Annotated in this window: 14 protein-coding genes and 1 pseudogene; 6 read left to right on the top strand and 9 right to left on the bottom strand. The window is 65.0% G+C overall.

The window, feature by feature from the left end; genetic code table 11:
• Positions 1–16 precede the first annotated feature (16 nt).
• A complete protein-coding gene (locus SOM47_RS05775) occupies positions 17–1,072 on the top strand; it encodes a threonine aldolase family protein (RefSeq protein ID WP_320505004.1) in 1,056 nt (351 codons plus the stop codon).
• A 116-nt stretch (positions 1,073–1,188) separates the two neighbouring features.
• On the opposite strand, the gene SOM47_RS05770 is transcribed toward SOM47_RS05775, so the two are convergent.
• On the bottom strand, positions 1,189–1,551 hold the full coding sequence (locus tag SOM47_RS05770) for a glycine zipper 2TM domain-containing protein (protein ID WP_101098382.1): 363 nt from the start codon (positions 1,549–1,551) through the stop codon (positions 1,189–1,191).
• Positions 1,552–1,657: 106 nt separating this feature from the next.
• Entirely contained in the window at positions 1,658–4,402 is a 2,745-nt protein-coding gene (locus tag SOM47_RS05765; protein ID WP_320505068.1) for a hybrid sensor histidine kinase/response regulator, read from the bottom strand.
• A 261-nt stretch (positions 4,403–4,663) separates the two neighbouring features.
• Between SOM47_RS05765 and SOM47_RS05760 the strand changes: the two genes are divergently transcribed.
• Entirely contained in the window at positions 4,664–5,056 is a 393-nt protein-coding gene (locus SOM47_RS05760; protein WP_320505003.1) for a barstar family protein, read from the top strand.
• Positions 5,057–5,149: 93 nt separating this feature from the next.
• Here SOM47_RS05760 and SOM47_RS05755 read toward each other — a convergent pair whose 3' ends face one another.
• Complete coding sequence (locus SOM47_RS05755) at positions 5,150–6,052, bottom strand: alpha/beta hydrolase (RefSeq protein WP_320505002.1); 903 nt, start codon at positions 6,050–6,052, stop codon at positions 5,150–5,152.
• Positions 6,049–6,675 (bottom strand): YiiX/YebB-like N1pC/P60 family cysteine hydrolase, encoded by a 627-nt coding sequence (locus SOM47_RS05750; RefSeq protein WP_320505001.1) that lies wholly within the window; start codon positions 6,673–6,675, stop codon positions 6,049–6,051. The genes SOM47_RS05755 and SOM47_RS05750 overlap by 4 nt, the downstream gene beginning before the upstream one ends.
• Before the next feature lie 131 nt (positions 6,676–6,806).
• Between SOM47_RS05750 and SOM47_RS05745 the strand changes: the two genes are divergently transcribed.
• Positions 6,807–7,760: a cation diffusion facilitator family transporter gene (locus SOM47_RS05745; protein WP_414715760.1), complete on the top strand. Its 954-nt coding sequence runs from the start codon at positions 6,807–6,809 to the stop codon at positions 7,758–7,760.
• A 30-nt stretch (positions 7,761–7,790) separates the two neighbouring features.
• Here SOM47_RS05745 and SOM47_RS05740 read toward each other — a convergent pair whose 3' ends face one another.
• The 3 genes from SOM47_RS05740 to SOM47_RS05730 all read right to left on the bottom strand — a co-directional run bounded on the left by SOM47_RS05740 (position 7,791) and on the right by SOM47_RS05730 (position 10,955).
• Positions 7,791–8,363 (bottom strand): DUF308 domain-containing protein, encoded by a 573-nt coding sequence (locus SOM47_RS05740; RefSeq protein ID WP_320505000.1) that lies wholly within the window; start codon positions 8,361–8,363, stop codon positions 7,791–7,793.
• A 134-nt stretch (positions 8,364–8,497) separates the two neighbouring features.
• Positions 8,498–9,085: a TetR/AcrR family transcriptional regulator gene (locus SOM47_RS05735; protein WP_042612644.1), complete on the bottom strand. Its 588-nt coding sequence runs from the start codon at positions 9,083–9,085 to the stop codon at positions 8,498–8,500.
• 205 nt (positions 9,086–9,290) lie between these two features.
• The gene (locus tag SOM47_RS05730; protein ID WP_320504999.1) at positions 9,291–10,955 is read right to left on the bottom strand and encodes a CocE/NonD family hydrolase; all 1,665 of its coding nucleotides are present in this window, start codon (positions 10,953–10,955) and stop codon (positions 9,291–9,293) included.
• Between the two features lie 115 nt (positions 10,956–11,070).
• Here SOM47_RS05730 and SOM47_RS05725 point away from each other — a divergent pair.
• A pseudogene (locus SOM47_RS05725) lies at positions 11,071–11,534 on the top strand (transposase); the annotation flags it as partial.
• Here the strand turns inward: SOM47_RS05725 and SOM47_RS05720 are convergent.
• Positions 11,472–12,071 carry a hypothetical protein gene (locus SOM47_RS05720; RefSeq protein WP_320505067.1) on the bottom strand — a complete coding sequence of 200 codons (600 nt, stop codon included), beginning with the start codon at positions 12,069–12,071 and terminating at the stop codon, positions 11,472–11,474. The pseudogene SOM47_RS05725 and the gene SOM47_RS05720 sit on opposite strands and share 63 nt — an antisense overlap.
• An 11-nt stretch (positions 12,072–12,082) precedes the next feature.
• Positions 12,083–12,229 (bottom strand): hypothetical protein, encoded by a 147-nt coding sequence (locus tag SOM47_RS05715; RefSeq protein WP_320505073.1) that lies wholly within the window; start codon positions 12,227–12,229, stop codon positions 12,083–12,085.
• A 187-nt stretch (positions 12,230–12,416) separates the two neighbouring features.
• Between SOM47_RS05715 and mutS the strand changes: the two genes are divergently transcribed.
• Both mutS and SOM47_RS05705 read left to right on the top strand, forming a co-directional pair.
• Positions 12,417–15,044 (top strand): DNA mismatch repair protein MutS, encoded by a 2,628-nt coding sequence (gene mutS / locus SOM47_RS05710; RefSeq protein ID WP_414715759.1) that lies wholly within the window; start codon positions 12,417–12,419, stop codon positions 15,042–15,044.
• Between the two features lie 153 nt (positions 15,045–15,197).
• Positions 15,198–17,216, top strand: a complete 2,019-nt coding sequence (locus SOM47_RS05705; protein ID WP_320504997.1) for an acyltransferase family protein — start codon at positions 15,198–15,200, stop codon at positions 17,214–17,216.
• Positions 17,217–17,255 lie beyond the last annotated feature (39 nt).

The following is a 17,255-nucleotide window of genomic DNA, read 5'->3' as shown; positions in this document are numbered from 1 at the left end:
CAGTGAAGGGCCTTGCATGAATTTCGGCAGTGACAACCAGTCCGGCGTTTCGCCACGTATCCTTGATGCACTCATCGCGGCGTCCTCGGGCACCGCCGCCTCGTATGGCAATGATGCGTGGACCCGCCAGGCCGAACAGGCGATCGCGCGCGTGTTCGAGCACGACGTGAAGGCCTTCTTCGTGGCCACCGGCACCGCCGCCAACTGCCTTGCCCTTTCTGCAGTGGCGCAGCCCTGGAATGCCATCCTGTGCCATGCGCAGGCGCACCTGATCAGCGATGAATCCACTGCACCGGAGTTCTTCACCGGTGGCGCGCGCCTGCTGCCGATCGTCACCGACAGCGGCAAGATCACCCCGGCGGCGCTGCGCGATACGCTCAAGCGGCTGCCCGATGCGCGGCCGCACAGCGTCAAGCCGGCGGCAATATCGCTGGCACAGGCCACCGAGAACGGCCTGGTGTACACGCCCGCCGAACTGAAGGCGCTGTCCGACCTCGCCCATGAGCACGGGCTGCGCGTGCACATGGATGGGGCACGCCTGGCCAACGCGGTGGCGGCGCTGGGCTGCACGCCTGCCGAAATGACCGTGCACGCTGGCATCGACGTGCTGTCCTTCGGTGCGTCCAAGGACGGCGCACTAGCGGCAGAGGCGGTGGTCTTCTTCAAGCCGGAACTTGCAGAAGGATTCGATTACCGGCGCAAGCGGGCGGGGCAGCTGGTATCCAAGGGACGCCTGTTCGGCGCCCAGTTCACCGCCTGGCTGCAGGACGACCATTGGCTGGAACTGGCCGCGCAGGCGAATCACGCAGCCCAGGTGCTCGCCACCACCCTGCAGGCGCATGCGGACATCCGCCTGGCCTGGCCGGTGCAGGCCAATGAAGTCTTTGTAGTGATGCCCAGAACGCTGCTGGAACGCCTGCTCGCTGCCGACGTGCAGTGTTACGACTGGTACCCGGACAGCCTGCCACCGTCAATGCCGCTGGGCGCTGACGAGGTACCGGTGCGCTTTGTCACGGCGTGGTCGACCAGCCAGCAGCAGTTGGATGAATTCGCCGGGGTGCTGGGCAGCTGATGCCGGCAGGCGGTTACGCTCCCGCGTGGTCGTCGGCCGTGCCACGAACGCAGGAGGGCGGCCAAAGCCGCCCTCCTGTTTCTGCTATGCCAGTCGCGTTGCGCCTGTCAGCGGTCTTACCTGTACTCGCGCTCGCAGCGACGCTCGACCACGCGATCCCCGGTCTTCTGCTGGTGACGGCCCTGGATGTTGCGGCCTGCCGCGCCGCCGGCCACGGCGCCGGCGACGGTGGCGAGCTTCTTGCCGTTGCCGCCACCGATCTGGTTGCCCAGCAGGCCACCCACCACCGCGCCGGTGGCGGTACCTGCGATGCGGTTGGAATCCTTGCTGTTGCGCTGCACTTCCACGTTGCGGCAAACCACGCGGCTGCCGTCGTCGAAGCGACGACCTTCATCGCGCGGGCCGTAGGTCTGCGCGGACACCGCCGAGGATGCGGCCATCAGGGCGCCAGCGCACAAAAGGGGGATGGACATCTTCATCGGGGGGGACTCCTTCACGGTCCGGGTGTATGCAGACAGTCTTCCCCTGACGTTGGCAAACCCGGGTGAATTCCCGTGCAGGGACTGTGCAGGTGGGTCGCCCTGTTCAGCCAGCGGTGGGCCGTGGCGACCGAGGCGCGTCTTCGCTGCGGGACAGCAATGTGTCCGCGCGACGCACCAGCTCGGCCGCGGAAAACGGCTTGGCCAGCACTTCCATCCCTGCCTCCATGTGCCCGGCGCCGACCGCCGCACTGGCCGCGTAGCCGGTGATGAACATGACCGGCAAGCCGGGTCGACATTGCCGGCCGGCGTCGGCGACCTGCCGGCCATTCAAGGGTCCGGTCAGCCCGACGTCGGTCAGCAGAAGATCGATCGGCTCCACCGAGCGCAACACGTCCAAGGCAGGCGGTCCCTCGGAGGCTTCGATCACCCGATAGCCTGCCGACACCAGCACCTCACTGACCAGTACGCGCACCGCGGTTTCGTCTTCCACCAGCAGCACGGTGCGCATCGGCCCGCGTCGCACATCGTTCTCGGCCACCGCCGCTGCTGGGTCCGCCGGCGCCTGCATGCCCTCCGCCATCCGCGGCAGGTAGAGATGCATCGTGGTGCCCTGCATGGGACGGGAATCCACCTGGACCTGACCACCGGACTGCCGCGTGAATCCGTAGATCATCGACAGCCCGAGGCCGGTGCCCTGGCCGATCGGCTTGGTGGTGAAGAACGGCTCGAACACCTTGGCTACAACGTCCGCTTCCATGCCCGTGCCACTGTCGCGCACTGACAGGCGCACATAGGGGCCAGGCGGAAGTTCAAGCGCCGCTGCATCGGTACCGGCCAGTTCGATGGCGTGGCTGCTGATGTCCAGTGTTCCGCCATCAGGCATGGCATCGCGTGCATTGATGCACAGGTTCAACAGCGCATTCTCCAGCTGGGGCCCATCGACCTGCACCGTGGCACCGCCATCGTCGAAAGCGGTGCTGATGGCGATCGACGGCCCAAGCGAGCGGGTGATGATCTCCATCATCCCGAGCACCATCTGCTCCACCACCACACCGGTGGGGGCCAGGGTCTGCCGCCGCGAGAACGCCAGCAGTCTCTGGGTCAGCGCCGCGGCGCGGTCGGCACCGGAACGCGCCATTTCCACGTAGCGGCCCAGGTCGTCGATACGTCCCTGCGCGACCCGCATTTCCAGCAGTTCCAGTCCCATCGACACCGACGTCAGCAGATTGTTGAAATCATGCGCGATACCGCCGGTAAGCTGGCCGACCGCTTCCATTTTCTGGCTCTGGCGCAGCTTTTCTTCGGTCATCAACAACTCGGCACTGCGTTCGCGCACGCGCTCTTCCAGGGTGACCGTCAGCTGCTGCAGCCGCTCTTCGGCCTCGCGCTTCCCGGTGATGTCCGTGGCCGTGCCGAACCATTCGCTGACCGACCCGTCCGCGTCCAACATGGGTACCACGCGCATCAGCACCCAGCGATGGCTGCCGTTGCGCAGCGGCGTGCGGTGCTGGATCTCGAACGGCTTCTTTTTCCGGTCCGCCTCGGCAATGGCGGAATCCACCATGGCGCGGTCATCAGGATGTACGAAGGCTTCCCGCCAGTTCCAGTCTGGCGGCAACAGTTGCGCGGTATCGCCTTGGCGCAGTATCTGCCGGCGCTCGCGCCAGTCCGCCGACAGCGCATACAGCACCTGCGAAGAGGCAGCGACCAGCGCGCCGAGCCGCCGCTCGCTGGCGGCAAGGGCATCGATCGCAGCCCGCTCCAGGGTGCGGTCGCGCAGCACGATGACGAAGCCGATCGCGGTGCCCTCCTCGTCACGCAGCAGGGTCAATGCGCCCTGGGCCCAGAAGGTTTCGCCGGTCTTGCGCAGCAAGGGGCGCTCGCCGGACAGCCCGCCTTCGGCCAGCGCCACCTTCATCCCGTGCTGGAACCGGCCTGCCCGGCGATCCTTCTCCAGGTAGAAGCGCTCGGGGGTCTGCCCCAGCATCTCCGCTTCGGTCCAGCCAAGCGTATGCCGTGCACCTTCGTTCCACAGCGTGATGCGCCCTTCCAGGTCCATGGCGAAGATGGCGTAGTCCATCGCACTGTCCATGATCTGCCGATGCCGCGCCTCGCTGCGCCTGAGCCTGCGCTGCAACGCCACCTGCGAGGTGACATCCAGGCCCTGCACGAACACGCCGATCGACTGGCCCGCCTCGTCCTTGACCGGCTGGAAGACGATGTCCAGCTTGCGTGGCTCGGTCGTGCTGCCATCGGCAGCGAGCGGGTCATAGGTCACCTCCGTGCCGATGTACGTCTCCCCGCTGCGGTACACCTGGTCCAGCAGCGGCAGGTAGCCCTGGTCGATGGCTTCCGGGATCGCGTCCGCCAGCCGCTGGCCGATCACCGGCCGATGCCCGACCATCTCGGCGTATCGCGGATTGGCCAGCTCCACCCGATGCTCCGGCCCACTCAGGAAGGCCATGAACATCGGTGATTTCTCGAACAGGGCGATCAGCCGCTCGTTCTCATGGGCCAGCCGCTGCTGCGCCACGATGGCCTGGGTGACTTCGCGGGTCACGCAGAACACCCCACCGACACGGCCGTCCTCAAGCAGGATCGGCGAGAACGAGAACGTCCACCAGGTGTCTTCCACCGCTCCATGGCGGTTCATCTGTACCGGCATGTTGTCGAATCGCGATGATCTTCCTGCCAGGGCCTGTTCAATGGGCCCCCTCACTGCGTCCCACGCATCAGCCCACAGCGTGCGCAGCGGCGCGCCCATCGCCTGTTCCAGCCGCGGGCCCAGGATCGGGCTGTAGGCATCGTTGAACAGGAACACCAGCTCATCACCCCACACCAGGTACATGCTCTCCGGACTGGCCAGCATCAGGCTGGTGGCGTGCCGCAGCGCGAGTGGCCAGCCATCCGGATGGCCAAGCGAAGTAGCCTGCCAATCATGGACGCGCACGCGATCGGCCGCATCCCCGTCGGTGAAGGGGAATCCGCGTTGGGCCTTGCCCAGGTAGGGGGAAGTCGACAAGACTGCGGACGCCAGGACCAGGAAAGCGGGCAATCTAATGCACAAGTGGCGGCAACAGTGTCAACGCGCTCCCTCGCGGGGCGTTGCATGAGCATCGAATTCACGCTGCACGGCAGCGTTGTTCTCGATATTCCCTCGCTCTACGCCGAGCTCAACCGCGTGTTCATGGCAGACGAGGACTGGGCGCTCGGCAACAGCCTGGATGCGCTGGATGACCTGCTGTATGGCGGCTATGGCGCACTGCAAGGCCACAAGGCAGTGACGGTGGTCTGGCAGGACATGGAAACCAGCCGCGCCGCGCTCGGCGTGGCAACCACCATTGCCTGGCTGCAGCACAAGCTTGACCAGCCAGGGCACTTCAACAGCGCCTCCCTGCAGGCACAGCTGCGGGCCCTGCAGCAAGGCCACGGCCAGACCTACTTCGACATCGTGCTGGACATCTTCGCCAGCCACCGGCAGATCCACCTGCAGCCCGCGTGACGGGTGATGGCGCCCTGCGCGGCGGCTCTGCGCTGGCCGTGGTAGCGCCGAGCCATGCTCGGCGGATGCCTCAGGTGGCGACCAAGGTCGCCACTACGGTGCGGACTTGCCCGGCAGCAGATAGCGCAGGCCCAGCGTGAAGCCACGTGGCGCGATGCTCAGGTGGTCCTCGTCGTTCAGTACATCCAACCGCATCACCAGCGAGGGATAGCCACGGCTGCGCAGCGTGCGCTCCATGCGCCGCGCGTCCTCCACCATGTCATCGTCCTGCAGGTAACGCAGATCACCGACCCGCTTCGCCTCGTACTCGCCGATGTAGAAATATACCTTCGCCGGCATGTCCTTCAGGGTTGCTGCGGACGCCTGTTCCATGCGCTCCATGACGTGCTGGTCGAACCAGTACGACGGGCTGCCCAACACATAGCCGGCAAACAGCGACGGCTCGCTCAGCAGGATCTGCGTGCCCAGCAGTGCCCCGTAGGAATGGCCCAGGAACAGCCGCTGCGTCTCATCAGTGCGGAAGCGCCTGGCCACGAACGGCAGCACCTGGTCGCGCAGATAGGCGACGTGCGCCGCCCCGCCGCCATGCTCCGCATCGGCCGGCGCACCGTCTGCGCCGTTGGCGGTGGGCGTGTAGTCGCGGCGGCGGCTCGGCATGCCTTCCTCACCCACTGCGTAGGACACACCAACCAGGATGAACTCCTGCACCGAACTGCCCAGCCGGCGGCCAACCTGGCGTAGTACCGGGAAGGCATAGTCGGCATCGGTGACGTACAGCACCGGGTAGCGGCGCGCAGGTTCCTTCTCATACGAAGCAGGCAGCTGCACGAACACCTGGTAATCGCGTCCGGAGGCGGGATCCGGCACGTCCCATACCTGGCTCCCGATGATTTCGTACGGTTGGCCGTGTCCGCGCTGTGCAGGGGCGCGCTCACCCGCGCTTGCACCGCCCACCAGCAGCACGGCGAACAAACTCGATACCAGAAGGCGCATCATTCCAGCTCCCCGATGCGCTCAAGCACCGGCGCAGCGGACATGTCGTTCGGGTTGGTGCCCGGCGCCCCCTGTGGCACGTCCATGCCGCGGCTGCGGTAGAACTCCACCCAGTACGGCGAGACTTCTCCCGTCTGCAGGTTCTTGAAGTTCATCGGCTGGGTGGCGAATACCTGCTGTGCACGGAACGCACGTTCGATGAAATCCGAGCAGTAGTAGCTGTCCTCATCCTGCACGTAGGTGTCGTTGTAGGGCTTGCCCAACAGGGTGCGCGCCTTGGCGATGGCCGCCGGGATGGCTGCACGCTGCTCGCCCTTCAGGCGGTACAGCACCACGTGGCGGTGCTTGGCACGGGCATCATCGAGGAAGCTGTCCAGCGTCTGCTCACGCGATCCCTTGTCATCAGCATGCAGCACGACCGCGCCGCCGGATTGGCGTGCGATCAGTGCGACGTGGTCGTAGCTCAGGGTACCTGGCTTGCCGGTGGCATCATTGATCGCACCGCTCAGGCCGGTGGTGGCGGCGGTGACGAACAGCAGGTCCCCGTTCTGTGGCCGGGGCGGCGCGGCCTGCGCCGGCAGCAGCGGCGCAAACAACAAGGCAAGGCATAGCAGGGCGACTCTCATGGACGATCACACGGCAGGACAAGGCCGTGATGATGCCATGCCACTCCTGCCGCGGGACGGCCCGCCGCGCCCTGCACGCAGCCGGCACGGCCGTTTGCCGATGATACAGCCCCCTACCCGTCTGCCCTGCCATGGCCAAGCCGTCCGGTTCCCGTCTCGTCGTCTACGCCGCACTCGCCGGCAACCTCGCCATCGCCATCGCCAAGTTCATCGCCGCCGGCCTGTCCGGCAGCTCGGCCATGGTCAGCGAAGGCGTGCATTCGCTGGTCGACACCATCAACGAGCTGCTGTTGCTGTACGGCCTGCACCGCGCCGAACGCAAACCCGATGCAACGCATCCGTTCGGCCATGGCCGCGAGCTGTACTTCTGGAGTTTCATCGTCGCCCTGCTGGTGTTCGCCGCCGGTGCCATCGTGTCCGGCTACCAGGGCGTTCAGCACATCCTGCACCCGGAACCGGCGACCAACCACCTGGTGAGTTACATCGTGCTCGGTGTTTCGATGGTGTTCGAAGGCACGTCGTGGTGGATCGCGCTGCGCGAATTCCGCGCCTCCAAGGGCAGCATGGGGTACTTCGAAGCCTTCCGGCGCAGCAAGGACCCCACCACTTTCACCGTGCTGCTGGAAGACAGCGCGGCGCTGCTCGGCCTGGGCTTTGCGATGGTCGGCCTGCTCGCCGCACAGTTGCTGGACATGCCGGTGCTGGATGGCGTGGCGTCGCTGTGCATTGCCGCCGTGCTGGCTGCCACCGCCTTCCTGCTGGCCCGAGAAACCAAGGGACTGCTGGTCGGCGAAGCGGCGCACCCGCACGTGGCCGAACGCATTCTCGAAGTAGCCAACGCCGATCCGGACGTGCGCCGTGCCAACGGCCTGAGCACCATGCAGATGGGACCCAACCAAGTGGTGGCGATGCTCAGTGCGGAGTTCGAAGATGACCGCACCACGCCGCAGATCGAGGAATGCATCACCCGCATCGAGCAGGCGGTGAAGCGCGAGTATCCCGAGCTGACAGCGGTGTTCATCAAACCGCAGACGCCGGAGGTGTATCGGGCGCGGCGGGCGGCGATGCTGGCCGGGCCGCCCTGACAGCATCGCAGGATCGTCCGGCCGTGCTCGTCAGCCGGCGTGCTGCCGCCGATTCCTCACCGCCAGCCAGACCGCCGATATCAGGAAGTACACCGCACCCAGCGCCGCGTAGGGCGCCACCGTGACCACGCCCAGAGCGGCGCCGCTTGCGGCCATCTTGAAGAAAAAGACACCGGCCGCGGCAGACTGCGCGCCGCTGAGGATCATGACCCATTGCCCGCTGGATGTTCTCCAGCGGCGCACTGCGGTCGCCAGCTGGAGCAGGCCCGACAGGATCGCCCAGGTGCCGAATACTTTGATGGTGGCTGGCATGCTGATGGTCAATGCCCAGCCGATGGCGACGGTGACAACGGCACTGATCACCAGGTTGAGCGTCTGCGTCGAGTTGCGGATCAACCCGCCATTCCTCCGCGCATCAACGTAATTGGCCAAGGCGTCCCATGCCGGGTAGATCACCAACAGGACCGCTCCGAGCGTTGCATCGTGCCTTCCCAGCAGCACCACCAGCGCGATCCACGCCAAGGAGACTCCTGCCCGGAGGAAGTAATAGGTTGCCAGCCACTGATTGGCGGTGGGGGACGAGGGAGACTTGGCTGCTTGCATGATGGTTTCCAGTGAATGTTGGGCTGCGGAAATAACTGTATATCTACTAGTTGATAGGCTGCATGGCCATGCCGAAGCGGCGTGTACGAATGCGGTGGTCCGTTTACCTGGCGGAGCAGCGACTTACACGGGGCTCAGTGGCCACTCGTAAGACGACCGATGGATGCCCGCACCACGGATTCGAATGCGTCCGGATCATCAAGCCCTCGCGCGGCCAGCATGGCCCCGTATACCGAGGACATGAAAACCTGGGCTTCAAGCGCAGGACTCTGCGTCAGGTGGAACTGCCCGCTCGCCACCCCACGCTCCAGGGTGGATGCAAGCCATGCCGCAAGATCTGCGAAATGGCCACGCACCTCGCTGGCGACCTCCAGAGGAATGGTCGGCAACTCCGCTGCCAGCATCGCGGCAATGCAGAAGGACGACTTGCCTCCCCGGATGCAGCTTGACCAGTAATCCGCGTAGGCGGTCAGTTCCTTGAGGGGATCGGCCAGTTGCCGTTCCAGCAGTCCCAGCCCTTCAGATGCCTCGGCCCGATAGCGCGCCACCACCTCACGCACCAGATCCACCTTGCTGGGAAAATGATGGTGGATGCTCGCCTTGCTGATCTGCACCAACGCCGATATATCGGCATAGCTGAAGCTGTTGTAGCCGCCAGATTCAAGCAGCGTCCGTGTGTGCGCGACGATCTCGGCACTTTTGGGGGAAAGCTGGGCAAACATAGCGGCATCACCGTAAGCGAGGATGCCATCCTACCTATAGGTAGACCCAAAAGCAATCCACCGTCATTCCCCCGCGCAGTTGAGCGCGAGGGGGCGTTGAGTTCCCGGTTGAGGGCAACGATCGCCGCTCACCGTTCTTGGGGAAAATTCCAAGCCTTTCCTGGGCCGCCTCCAAGCTGTCAAGCCTACTAGCGCCTCCCAGCGGTCAACCTGGACTGATTGGCAGGTCCACCCGGGATGGGTGACGGCTGTCGTGCAGAATTCGCTGCTTGGCGACACGCATGGCGACTCCCCTGTCCTCTCTTTCGCCAGTGTTCAAGTTCCGGTCCCAGCGCGGGAAGTTGCTTGAAGTGACGTGCACTCGAAGACGGTGCCCTGCTTTGATCAAAATCGACGTCGACCAGAGATCGATACTGACCTCATCCACCCTGCCCGGCTCGCTGTGAACTCGCGTGATGCCGTCGACGATGTTGCGGGAAACACCGGCGTTGTCGACCTCACACAGTCGGACGACCCAGTCAGTCGAGGGGCCGTCGGTGACCGCAGACAAAGTTGCCCTGATTCGCCCGGTGATCTCCGTATTCCCCTCAAACGCTTCCGTCGTGAACACCAGCACGTCGTCACGGCCCTCGACCTCTCGCTGGTCAAATGGCCCGGCGGGGTAGTCGGCATCCATGAACAGGTTACCGCCGCGTGTGATCACCGGGTTGGCCGGGTCGTAGACGTATTTCGACTCCCCGCCTTCCTGTTCTGGCAGCTCCCAGCGCAGTGTCGAATCGGGCGCCAGATAGAGGGGCGTGGTGATCGCTCGCGCAAGCGGCCAGTCTGGTTCGGCTCTCCATTCGTGCGCGCCCATGACGAAAATCAGCACGCCCGAGGCGTGTGCGCTGGTCGCAGGAGACCCCTTGAGCCAGTGATCGTACCAATCGAAGTGCAGCTTTGAGATTGGTTCACCGCCCGGCATGAGCGACAACGGGCCGAAGTTGACCTCACCAACCTCTCCCTTACTGACAGCGGAAATCGTTGAAGTGTGCATCCAAGGCCCAACGATGAGTCGAGTCACGACGCCGCGTGCGCGCATCGCACTGTAATTGTCCAGCGCACCCTGTTGGAACACGTCGTACCAGCCCGCGAAATTGAGTGAAGGCACGATGATTTGGTCGTAGCGGCCGGCCACCCGGGAGTCGTCCGTTGTCGATCGGTCCTCGAACGCGCGTGCAACGCCGAGGTCCGGCATACCCAGTTCCACGAAGTAAGGTTGCGCGGCGGAAGGCAGTGCCCAGATGCTCTCATTGAGGCCGGCGTAATGCGGAAATGCCGCTTTCGCCTTTGCGGACGCCTCGTCCGGGGGATAGACCTTGTGGAAGTGACTCAGCGCCATTCCAATACTCCAGAAGGCGTTAATGCCAAGCTCGGTGGCCCCGCCACGGAACAGCAGCCCATCCTCCGGATCCGCCCACGTCACCATCGGCGCGATCGCTGCCAGACCAGGTGCGCGAGCGATGGCCGAACTCCACTGGGTGCTGCCGTTGTAGCTGCCACCGAACATGCCGACTTTGCCGTTACTCTTCGGCAGCGATGACGCCCATTCAACAGTGTCGTAGCCGTCCTCTCGCTCGTATTTCCACGGCAACCACTCTCCGTCCGAAGACCCGCTGCCACGAGTGTCCAACCGAACGACGATATAGCCGGCGCGCGCCGCATCGAGAACCTCGAAGCCCATCGCGAGCGGGGCATTCTTGTCATAGGGGGTGCGCTCGACCAAGACGGGATAGGGCCCATCACCGGCCGGGGTTGATACGTTTGCCCTTAGGATAGTGCCGTCTCTCATCAGCACGGGAACATCAAACTCAACATTGATCTTCTGCATTTCCAGCAAAACTCCTTCCAAGGGTGGTCTGAACAAATCTGCACGAAATCCGATGGTAGTGCCGGCCGCTGGCCGGCAAGATTGAGTTCCATCAGATAACGTTGAAGGCCCCTCCATGCGGCTGACATTCGGTGACGTCGAAGGCCTGGCCCAGCGCAAGAAGACGCGCCGCGAGCTGTTCCTCAACGACATGGACCCGGTGGTGCCTTGGAAGCGACTGCTGGCACTGATCGAGCCGCACTATCCGGTTGCAGGCCGCCGCGGCCGTCAGCCGTGTCCGCTGGCAACCATGCTGCGCATCCATTTCCTGCAGCAGTGGTACGCGTTGAGCGATCCGCCGATGGAAGAAGCGTTGTACGACACGGCGGTGATGCGCCGGTTCGCCGGTATCAACAGCCTGGAGCGCATCCTGATGAGACTACGGTCCTCAACTTCCCCCGGTTGCTGGAGACGCACGGGCTGGCCGCCAAGATGCCTGAGGCGGTCTACGCACACCTGCAGCATCAGTGCCTGAGCCTACGTGCGGGCACGATCATGGATGCCACGATCATCCACGCGCCAAGCTCGACCAAGAATCGCATTCGCAGCAATGCGTTTTTCCCGATCCATGCAGTAGCCCACCGCGCGACTGGCCCAACGGAAAGTCAGTTCTGCGGTGGTGACGGTTGGCTTATCAAACGCCGTGGTTGTGGCATTCGCCCGCTTGGTCCCCTCGGCCAGATGGCGCTTGCCCTTGGCGATTTCGTCAAACGCGTCCAAGATCCGCTGTTCGTTGGCCAAGTCACCGATAGGCAGACCCAAGAGACCCACCTCAGCCCGGCCAAGCCGCTTCTCGGCGTATTCGAGCCCCCGGAGGCTGCTGTCCTTGGCGGGCCTTGCCCGCTCGATCAGGTGACGGCGATAGAGCGCAAAGCACGCCTCAACCGTCATCAGGCTTACCCGGATCTCGTCCTTGTCGATTTGCTTGGCCTGGGCGGGCGTCTTGCCACTGGCTTGCATGGAAGCCAGAGCAACCTTGGCGTCTTCGCGGGCCTTGGCAAGCGTGATGTCCCGGCAGTTCCCCAGCGTCGCTTTGAGCACACGGGCACCGATGCGCCGCTGCAAGATGTAGCTCATCCCGGTTTTATTCACGGCCACCCCAAAGCCAAGCGGCGCGTTTCGGTGCTGTCGAACACCACATAGCGCTTCTGATCCGTATTCGGGGCAAACTTGGCGATCTTGCCCTCGGCGTTGACCTCCGGCACGCGCGTGAAAGACAGCTGCTCTTTGACCATGGTCGCCGTGAGCGCCAGACGTCAAGAGGCCTTGTTATTCATCGTGTAGCTCCGGGTGGACCCTGTTTCGCTGGACGTTATCCTAGGGCGCTACGTTGGCGCTACAGGCGCTTGTCCGAAGACGGGAACAGATGCCCCTACTCGTCCGCAGTTGCTGCCAAACAGATTACTTAAAGCATTGATTGATATGTCAAAAATTGAAAAGCAGCAGAAATCCGGAAGTGCGCCAGAGCACACCCCGCTCATGAAGCAGTTCTTCGCCGCCAAGTCCGAGTTCCCGGACCTGCTGCTGTTCTTCCGCATGGGCGATTTCTACGAGCTGTTCTATGACGACGCACGCAAGGCGGCACGGCTGCTGGACATCACCCTGACCCAGCGCGGCAGCTCCGGCGGTGCCCCGATCCCGATGGCCGGTGTTCCCGTGCATGCCTATGAAGGCTACCTGGCCCGACTGGTGGCTCTAGGCGAATCGGTGGCGATCTGCGAGCAGATCGGCGACCCCGCCCTGGCCAAGGGCCTGGTGGAACGCAAGGTGGTGCGCATCGTCACCCCCGGCACCGTCACTGACGAAGCCCTGCTGGACGAGCGCCGCGACACCCTGCTGATGGCGCTCTCGCGCAGCAGGTCCGGCTATGGACTGGCGTGGGCAGACCTGGCGGGCGGGCGCTTCCTGGTCAATGAAGTCGACAACGATGATGCGCTGGAAGCCGAACTGGCACGGTTGGAGCCGGCCGAACTGCTGGTTCCCGACGAAGAAAACTGGCCGGAATTCCTGCGCCAGCGCAAGGGCGTACGCCTGCGCGCGCCGTGGCTGTTCGACGCCGACAGTGGCCGCCGCCAGCTGCTCGCGTTCTTCAAGCTGCACGACCTCAGTGGCTTCGGCATCGATGACAAACCACGTGCCACCGGTGCCGCCGGTGCGCTGCTGGGCTACGTCGAAGAGACCCAGAAGCAGCGCCTGCCGCACCTGACGTCCATCGCGATGGAAAACGCGGGCGAAGCGATCGCGATGAATGCCGCCACGCGCCGCCATCTGGAGCTGGACACGCGCGTGGATGGCGATACCCGCAACACCCTGCTCGGCGTGCTGGACAGCACGGTGACCCCGATGGGCGGACGTCTGCTGCGACGCTGGCTGCACCGTCCGTTGCGCCTGCGCGAAGTGCTGGTGCAGCGCCACCATGCGGTGGAAACACTCATCGACCGCGGCGCCGATGCGGATATCCGCGAACAGTTCCGCCGCCTGGGCGACCTGGAACGCATCCTGACCCGCGTGGCGCTGCGCTCCGCACGCCCACGCGATTTCTCCACCCTGCGCGACGGCCTGGGCCTGCTGCCGGCAGTCCGCGAGGTACTCGGTCCGCTGGATTCGCCGCGCCTGCAGGCGCTGCACCAGCTGCTCGGCGAGCACGACGACTGCGCGCGCCTGCTGGCCAGCGCCATCGCCGACATGCCGCCGCTCAAGCTCAGCGACGGCGGTGTACTGGCCGATGGCTTCGATGAAGAACTGGATGAGCTGCGCCGGCTGTCCACGCATGCCGACCAGTTCCTGATCGACCTGGAACAGCGCGAACGCGAGAGCAGCGGCATCGCCACGCTGAAGGTCGGCTACAACCGCGTCCACGGCTATTACATCGAAATCAGCAAGGGCCAGTCCGACCGCGCGCCGGTGCACTACACCCGCCGCCAGACGCTGACCAATGCCGAACGCTACATCACCGAAGAACTGAAGAGTTTCGAAGACAAGGTGCTGTCCGCGCGCGACCGCTCCCTGTCGCGCGAAAAGCAGCTTTACGAGCAGCTGCTGGACACGCTGGGCGACTGCCTGGAGCCGCTGAAGCAGTGCGCCGGCGCGCTGAGCGAACTGGATGTGCTGGCCGGCTTCGCCGAACGCGCGCAGGCGCTGGACTGGTCGCGGCCGGAGCTGGAGACCGCGCCCTGCCTGAAGATCGAACGCGGCCGCCACCCGGTGGTGGAAGCGGTGCGCGACCAGCCGTTCGAACCGAACGACCTGGACCTGCACCCGGACCGTCGCATGCTGGTGATCACCGGCCCGAACATGGGCGGCAAGTCCACTTATATGAGACAGAACGCGTTGATCGTGCTGCTGGCCCATATCGGCAGCTTCGTGCCCGCCAGCCGTGCGGTCATCGGGCCGATCGACCGCATCCTGACCCGCATCGGCGCCGGCGACGACCTGGCGCGCGGGCAGTCGACGTTCATGGTGGAAATGGCCGAGACCAGCTACATCCTGCACCACGCCACTGCGCATTCGCTGGTACTGATGGATGAAATCGGTCGCGGTACGTCGACCTACGACGGCCTGGCGCTGGCCGATGCGGTGGCGCGCCACCTCGCGTGGCAGAACCGCTGTTACACGTTGTTCGCCACGCACTATTTCGAGCTGACCGCACTGGCCGGCGAACAGCACGAAGGCGGCCGCAGCGGCATCGCCAACGTGCATCTGGACGCGGTGGAACACATCGACCAGAACGGCGGCGAGCGGCTGGTCTTCATGCATGCAGTGAAGGATGGCCCGGCCAACCGCAGCTTCGGCCTGCAGGTAGCCGCGCTGGCCGGGCTGCCGCGGGCAACGGTGGCGCAGGCACGACGCCGGCTGGCCGAACTGGAACAGCGCGGCGGTGAAACCCAGTCGGCGGCCGTTGCGCCGCAGGCGCTGGATGCGCCGCAGCAGTTTGGATTGTTTGCCGCCCACAACACCGCCGCACTGGATGCCTTGGCGGCGGTGGACCCGGATGAACTGACGCCGCGGCAGGCGTTGGAAGCACTGTATCGGTTGAAAGCACTGGTCTGATTCTGGACGGCCCGCTGCGCTCGCCGACCATGGGTCGGCGCTACCGGGGCGGGCCCAACGCTGGCCAAACAGCAATCATGCGTGTCGCATCTGCTGCTTGTCCGCCACCGCGCAGCTTTCGATCCTGTGGCCTTGCCCGCCACAGGTTCGTCCATGTCCTATCCCAAACCGCGCCATGACAACGCCATCGATGGCATGCGTGCCATCGCCGTACTTGCGGTGGTCATCTTCCATGTCGATTCATCCCTGCTGCCCGGGGGCTTCAGTGGCGTGGACCTTTTCTTCGTGGTGTCCGGCTTCGTCATAAGCCAGTCGCTGGCATCGCGTCCGCACGCCCGTGCCGTCCCCTACCTGCTGGACTTCTACCGTCGCCGGGTCCTCCGCCTGCTGCCTGCCCTGCTGCTGGTACTGCTGGCTACCTTCCTGCTGTCAGCCCTGCTGATGCCGCGTGCGTGGCGTAACGAGCAGTTCGACCAGACCGGACTGGGCGCGCTGTTCGGGGTCGCCAACTTCGTGCTGGCGTGGCAGCAGGGGGACTACTTCTCTCCGGGTGCAGACCTCAATCCGTTCCTGCATACCTGGACGCTGGGTGTGGAGGAACAGTTCTACCTGCTGTTTCCGCTGCTGTTCCTGGTCTGGCTGCGGGCACGGCAATCGCGGCCATGGGTAAACGGGATCCTGCCGCTGCTGGCGTTGGCATCGCTGCTGTTGGCCGCCTGGCAGACCAAGGCCGCGCCCACCAGCGCGTTCTATCTGTTGCCAGCACGCCTGTGGGAACTGGCCGCTGGCGCGCTGCTGTACCAGTACATCGCCACCCGCACGCTGGCGCCGCATTGGCAAGGCTGGGCGGTGCCGGGACTGCTGCTGGTGGTGGTCGGGTTCCTGTTCGCCGGTGATCAGCCGGTGCCGTTCCCCGGCGCCATCGCCACCGTCGTCGGCACGGTGATGCTGCTTGGCGCTGCGGCATCGGCCAGCGGCGCGCCACGCCCGCATGTCCTGCTGCGCGGCCTGCAATGGGCGCCGCTGGTGTACCTGGGAAGGTTGTCGTATTCGCTGTATCTGTGGCACTGGCCGTTGCTGGTCCTGCTGCGCTGGACCTACGGCATGCAGGGCATCGCCTTGTGGGCCTATCCCGTCATGCTGCTGGCGCTGGCCAGCGCGTCGTATCACTGGGTGGAATGCCCCCTGCGCAACGCTCACGCTGGTCGCCGCTGGCACCCCGGCAAAGTGCTGCTCTGCGCCATGGCCGGGCTGGGCGTTTCCACCGCAGGTGCGTGGACCATCCTCCAGTACACCGACAGCCTGTCGTTGAGCGCCACGCGCGATGGCTACACCTGGAGGGCACAACGGCAACCCGCCTGGATGCCGGTCGAGCCGATCGATGCACCTGCACTTGCGGGCCGCCGTCTGTTTGTCGCCGGGGATTCGCACGCGGCGGCCTATCGCAACATGGTGACGATTGCGGCACGACAGTTCGACCTTGAGCTACACATTGAAGAGCGCGGGGGTTGCAGCATCGTCAACCTGTTGCGGGCCAGCAGCGTGGACTGCGCGCCCTACCTGGATCGCGTCCTCCAGAAGATCGAAGATGAGGCGCGGCCCGGAGACATCGTACTGCTGGCCTCGCTGCGCATGCAGGAGCTACGCGATGCGGACTGGAGCGGTGGCGAAGCAGCGGGCTTCGCTGCCCTGCGCGGCGAGCGCCGTGCGGAAGATACCGCTGCGGCCGAGCGCGACGCCGATGCCGTGCTGCAGCGGTTGCAGGCGCTCAACGTGCAGGTGATCATCGATGCACCGATGCCGGTGTTCCGGTCAGCCGCCTACCGATGCTCCGATGCCTTCAACCGGATGAACCCGGCCTGCGCCGGGGGACTCAGCGTGCCGCGTGCGGAGATGGAGGCCCTGCGCGCGCCGCAGATGGCGATGCTGGAACGTCTGTCAGCACGCTATCCGGCGCTGCACGTCTGGGATCCGATGCCTTTGCTGTGCACGCCACAGCGCTGCGCGGCAATGGATGGCGACCAGCCTCTGTTCTTCGACCAGGATCACCTGAGTGGGCACGGCAACCGCACCCTGCTGCCCGATTTCGACCGCCTGCTGCTGGAGATAGGGGACCGCACTGTCGCGATGGCGGCTCCGCCTGCTGCTGGTGTGCCCCAGGGCACACCGTGAAGCCTTCGCATCGCTTTCGTGCAGGCGGCGTTATGCTCG

The organism is Stenotrophomonas sp. CFBP8980 (assembly GCF_034046095.1).
Taxonomy (GTDB): domain Bacteria; phylum Pseudomonadota; class Gammaproteobacteria; order Xanthomonadales; family Xanthomonadaceae; genus Stenotrophomonas; species Stenotrophomonas lacuserhaii.
The sequence above is the reverse complement of the archived record's forward strand: the minus strand, read 5'-3'. Positions and strand labels throughout refer to the sequence as shown.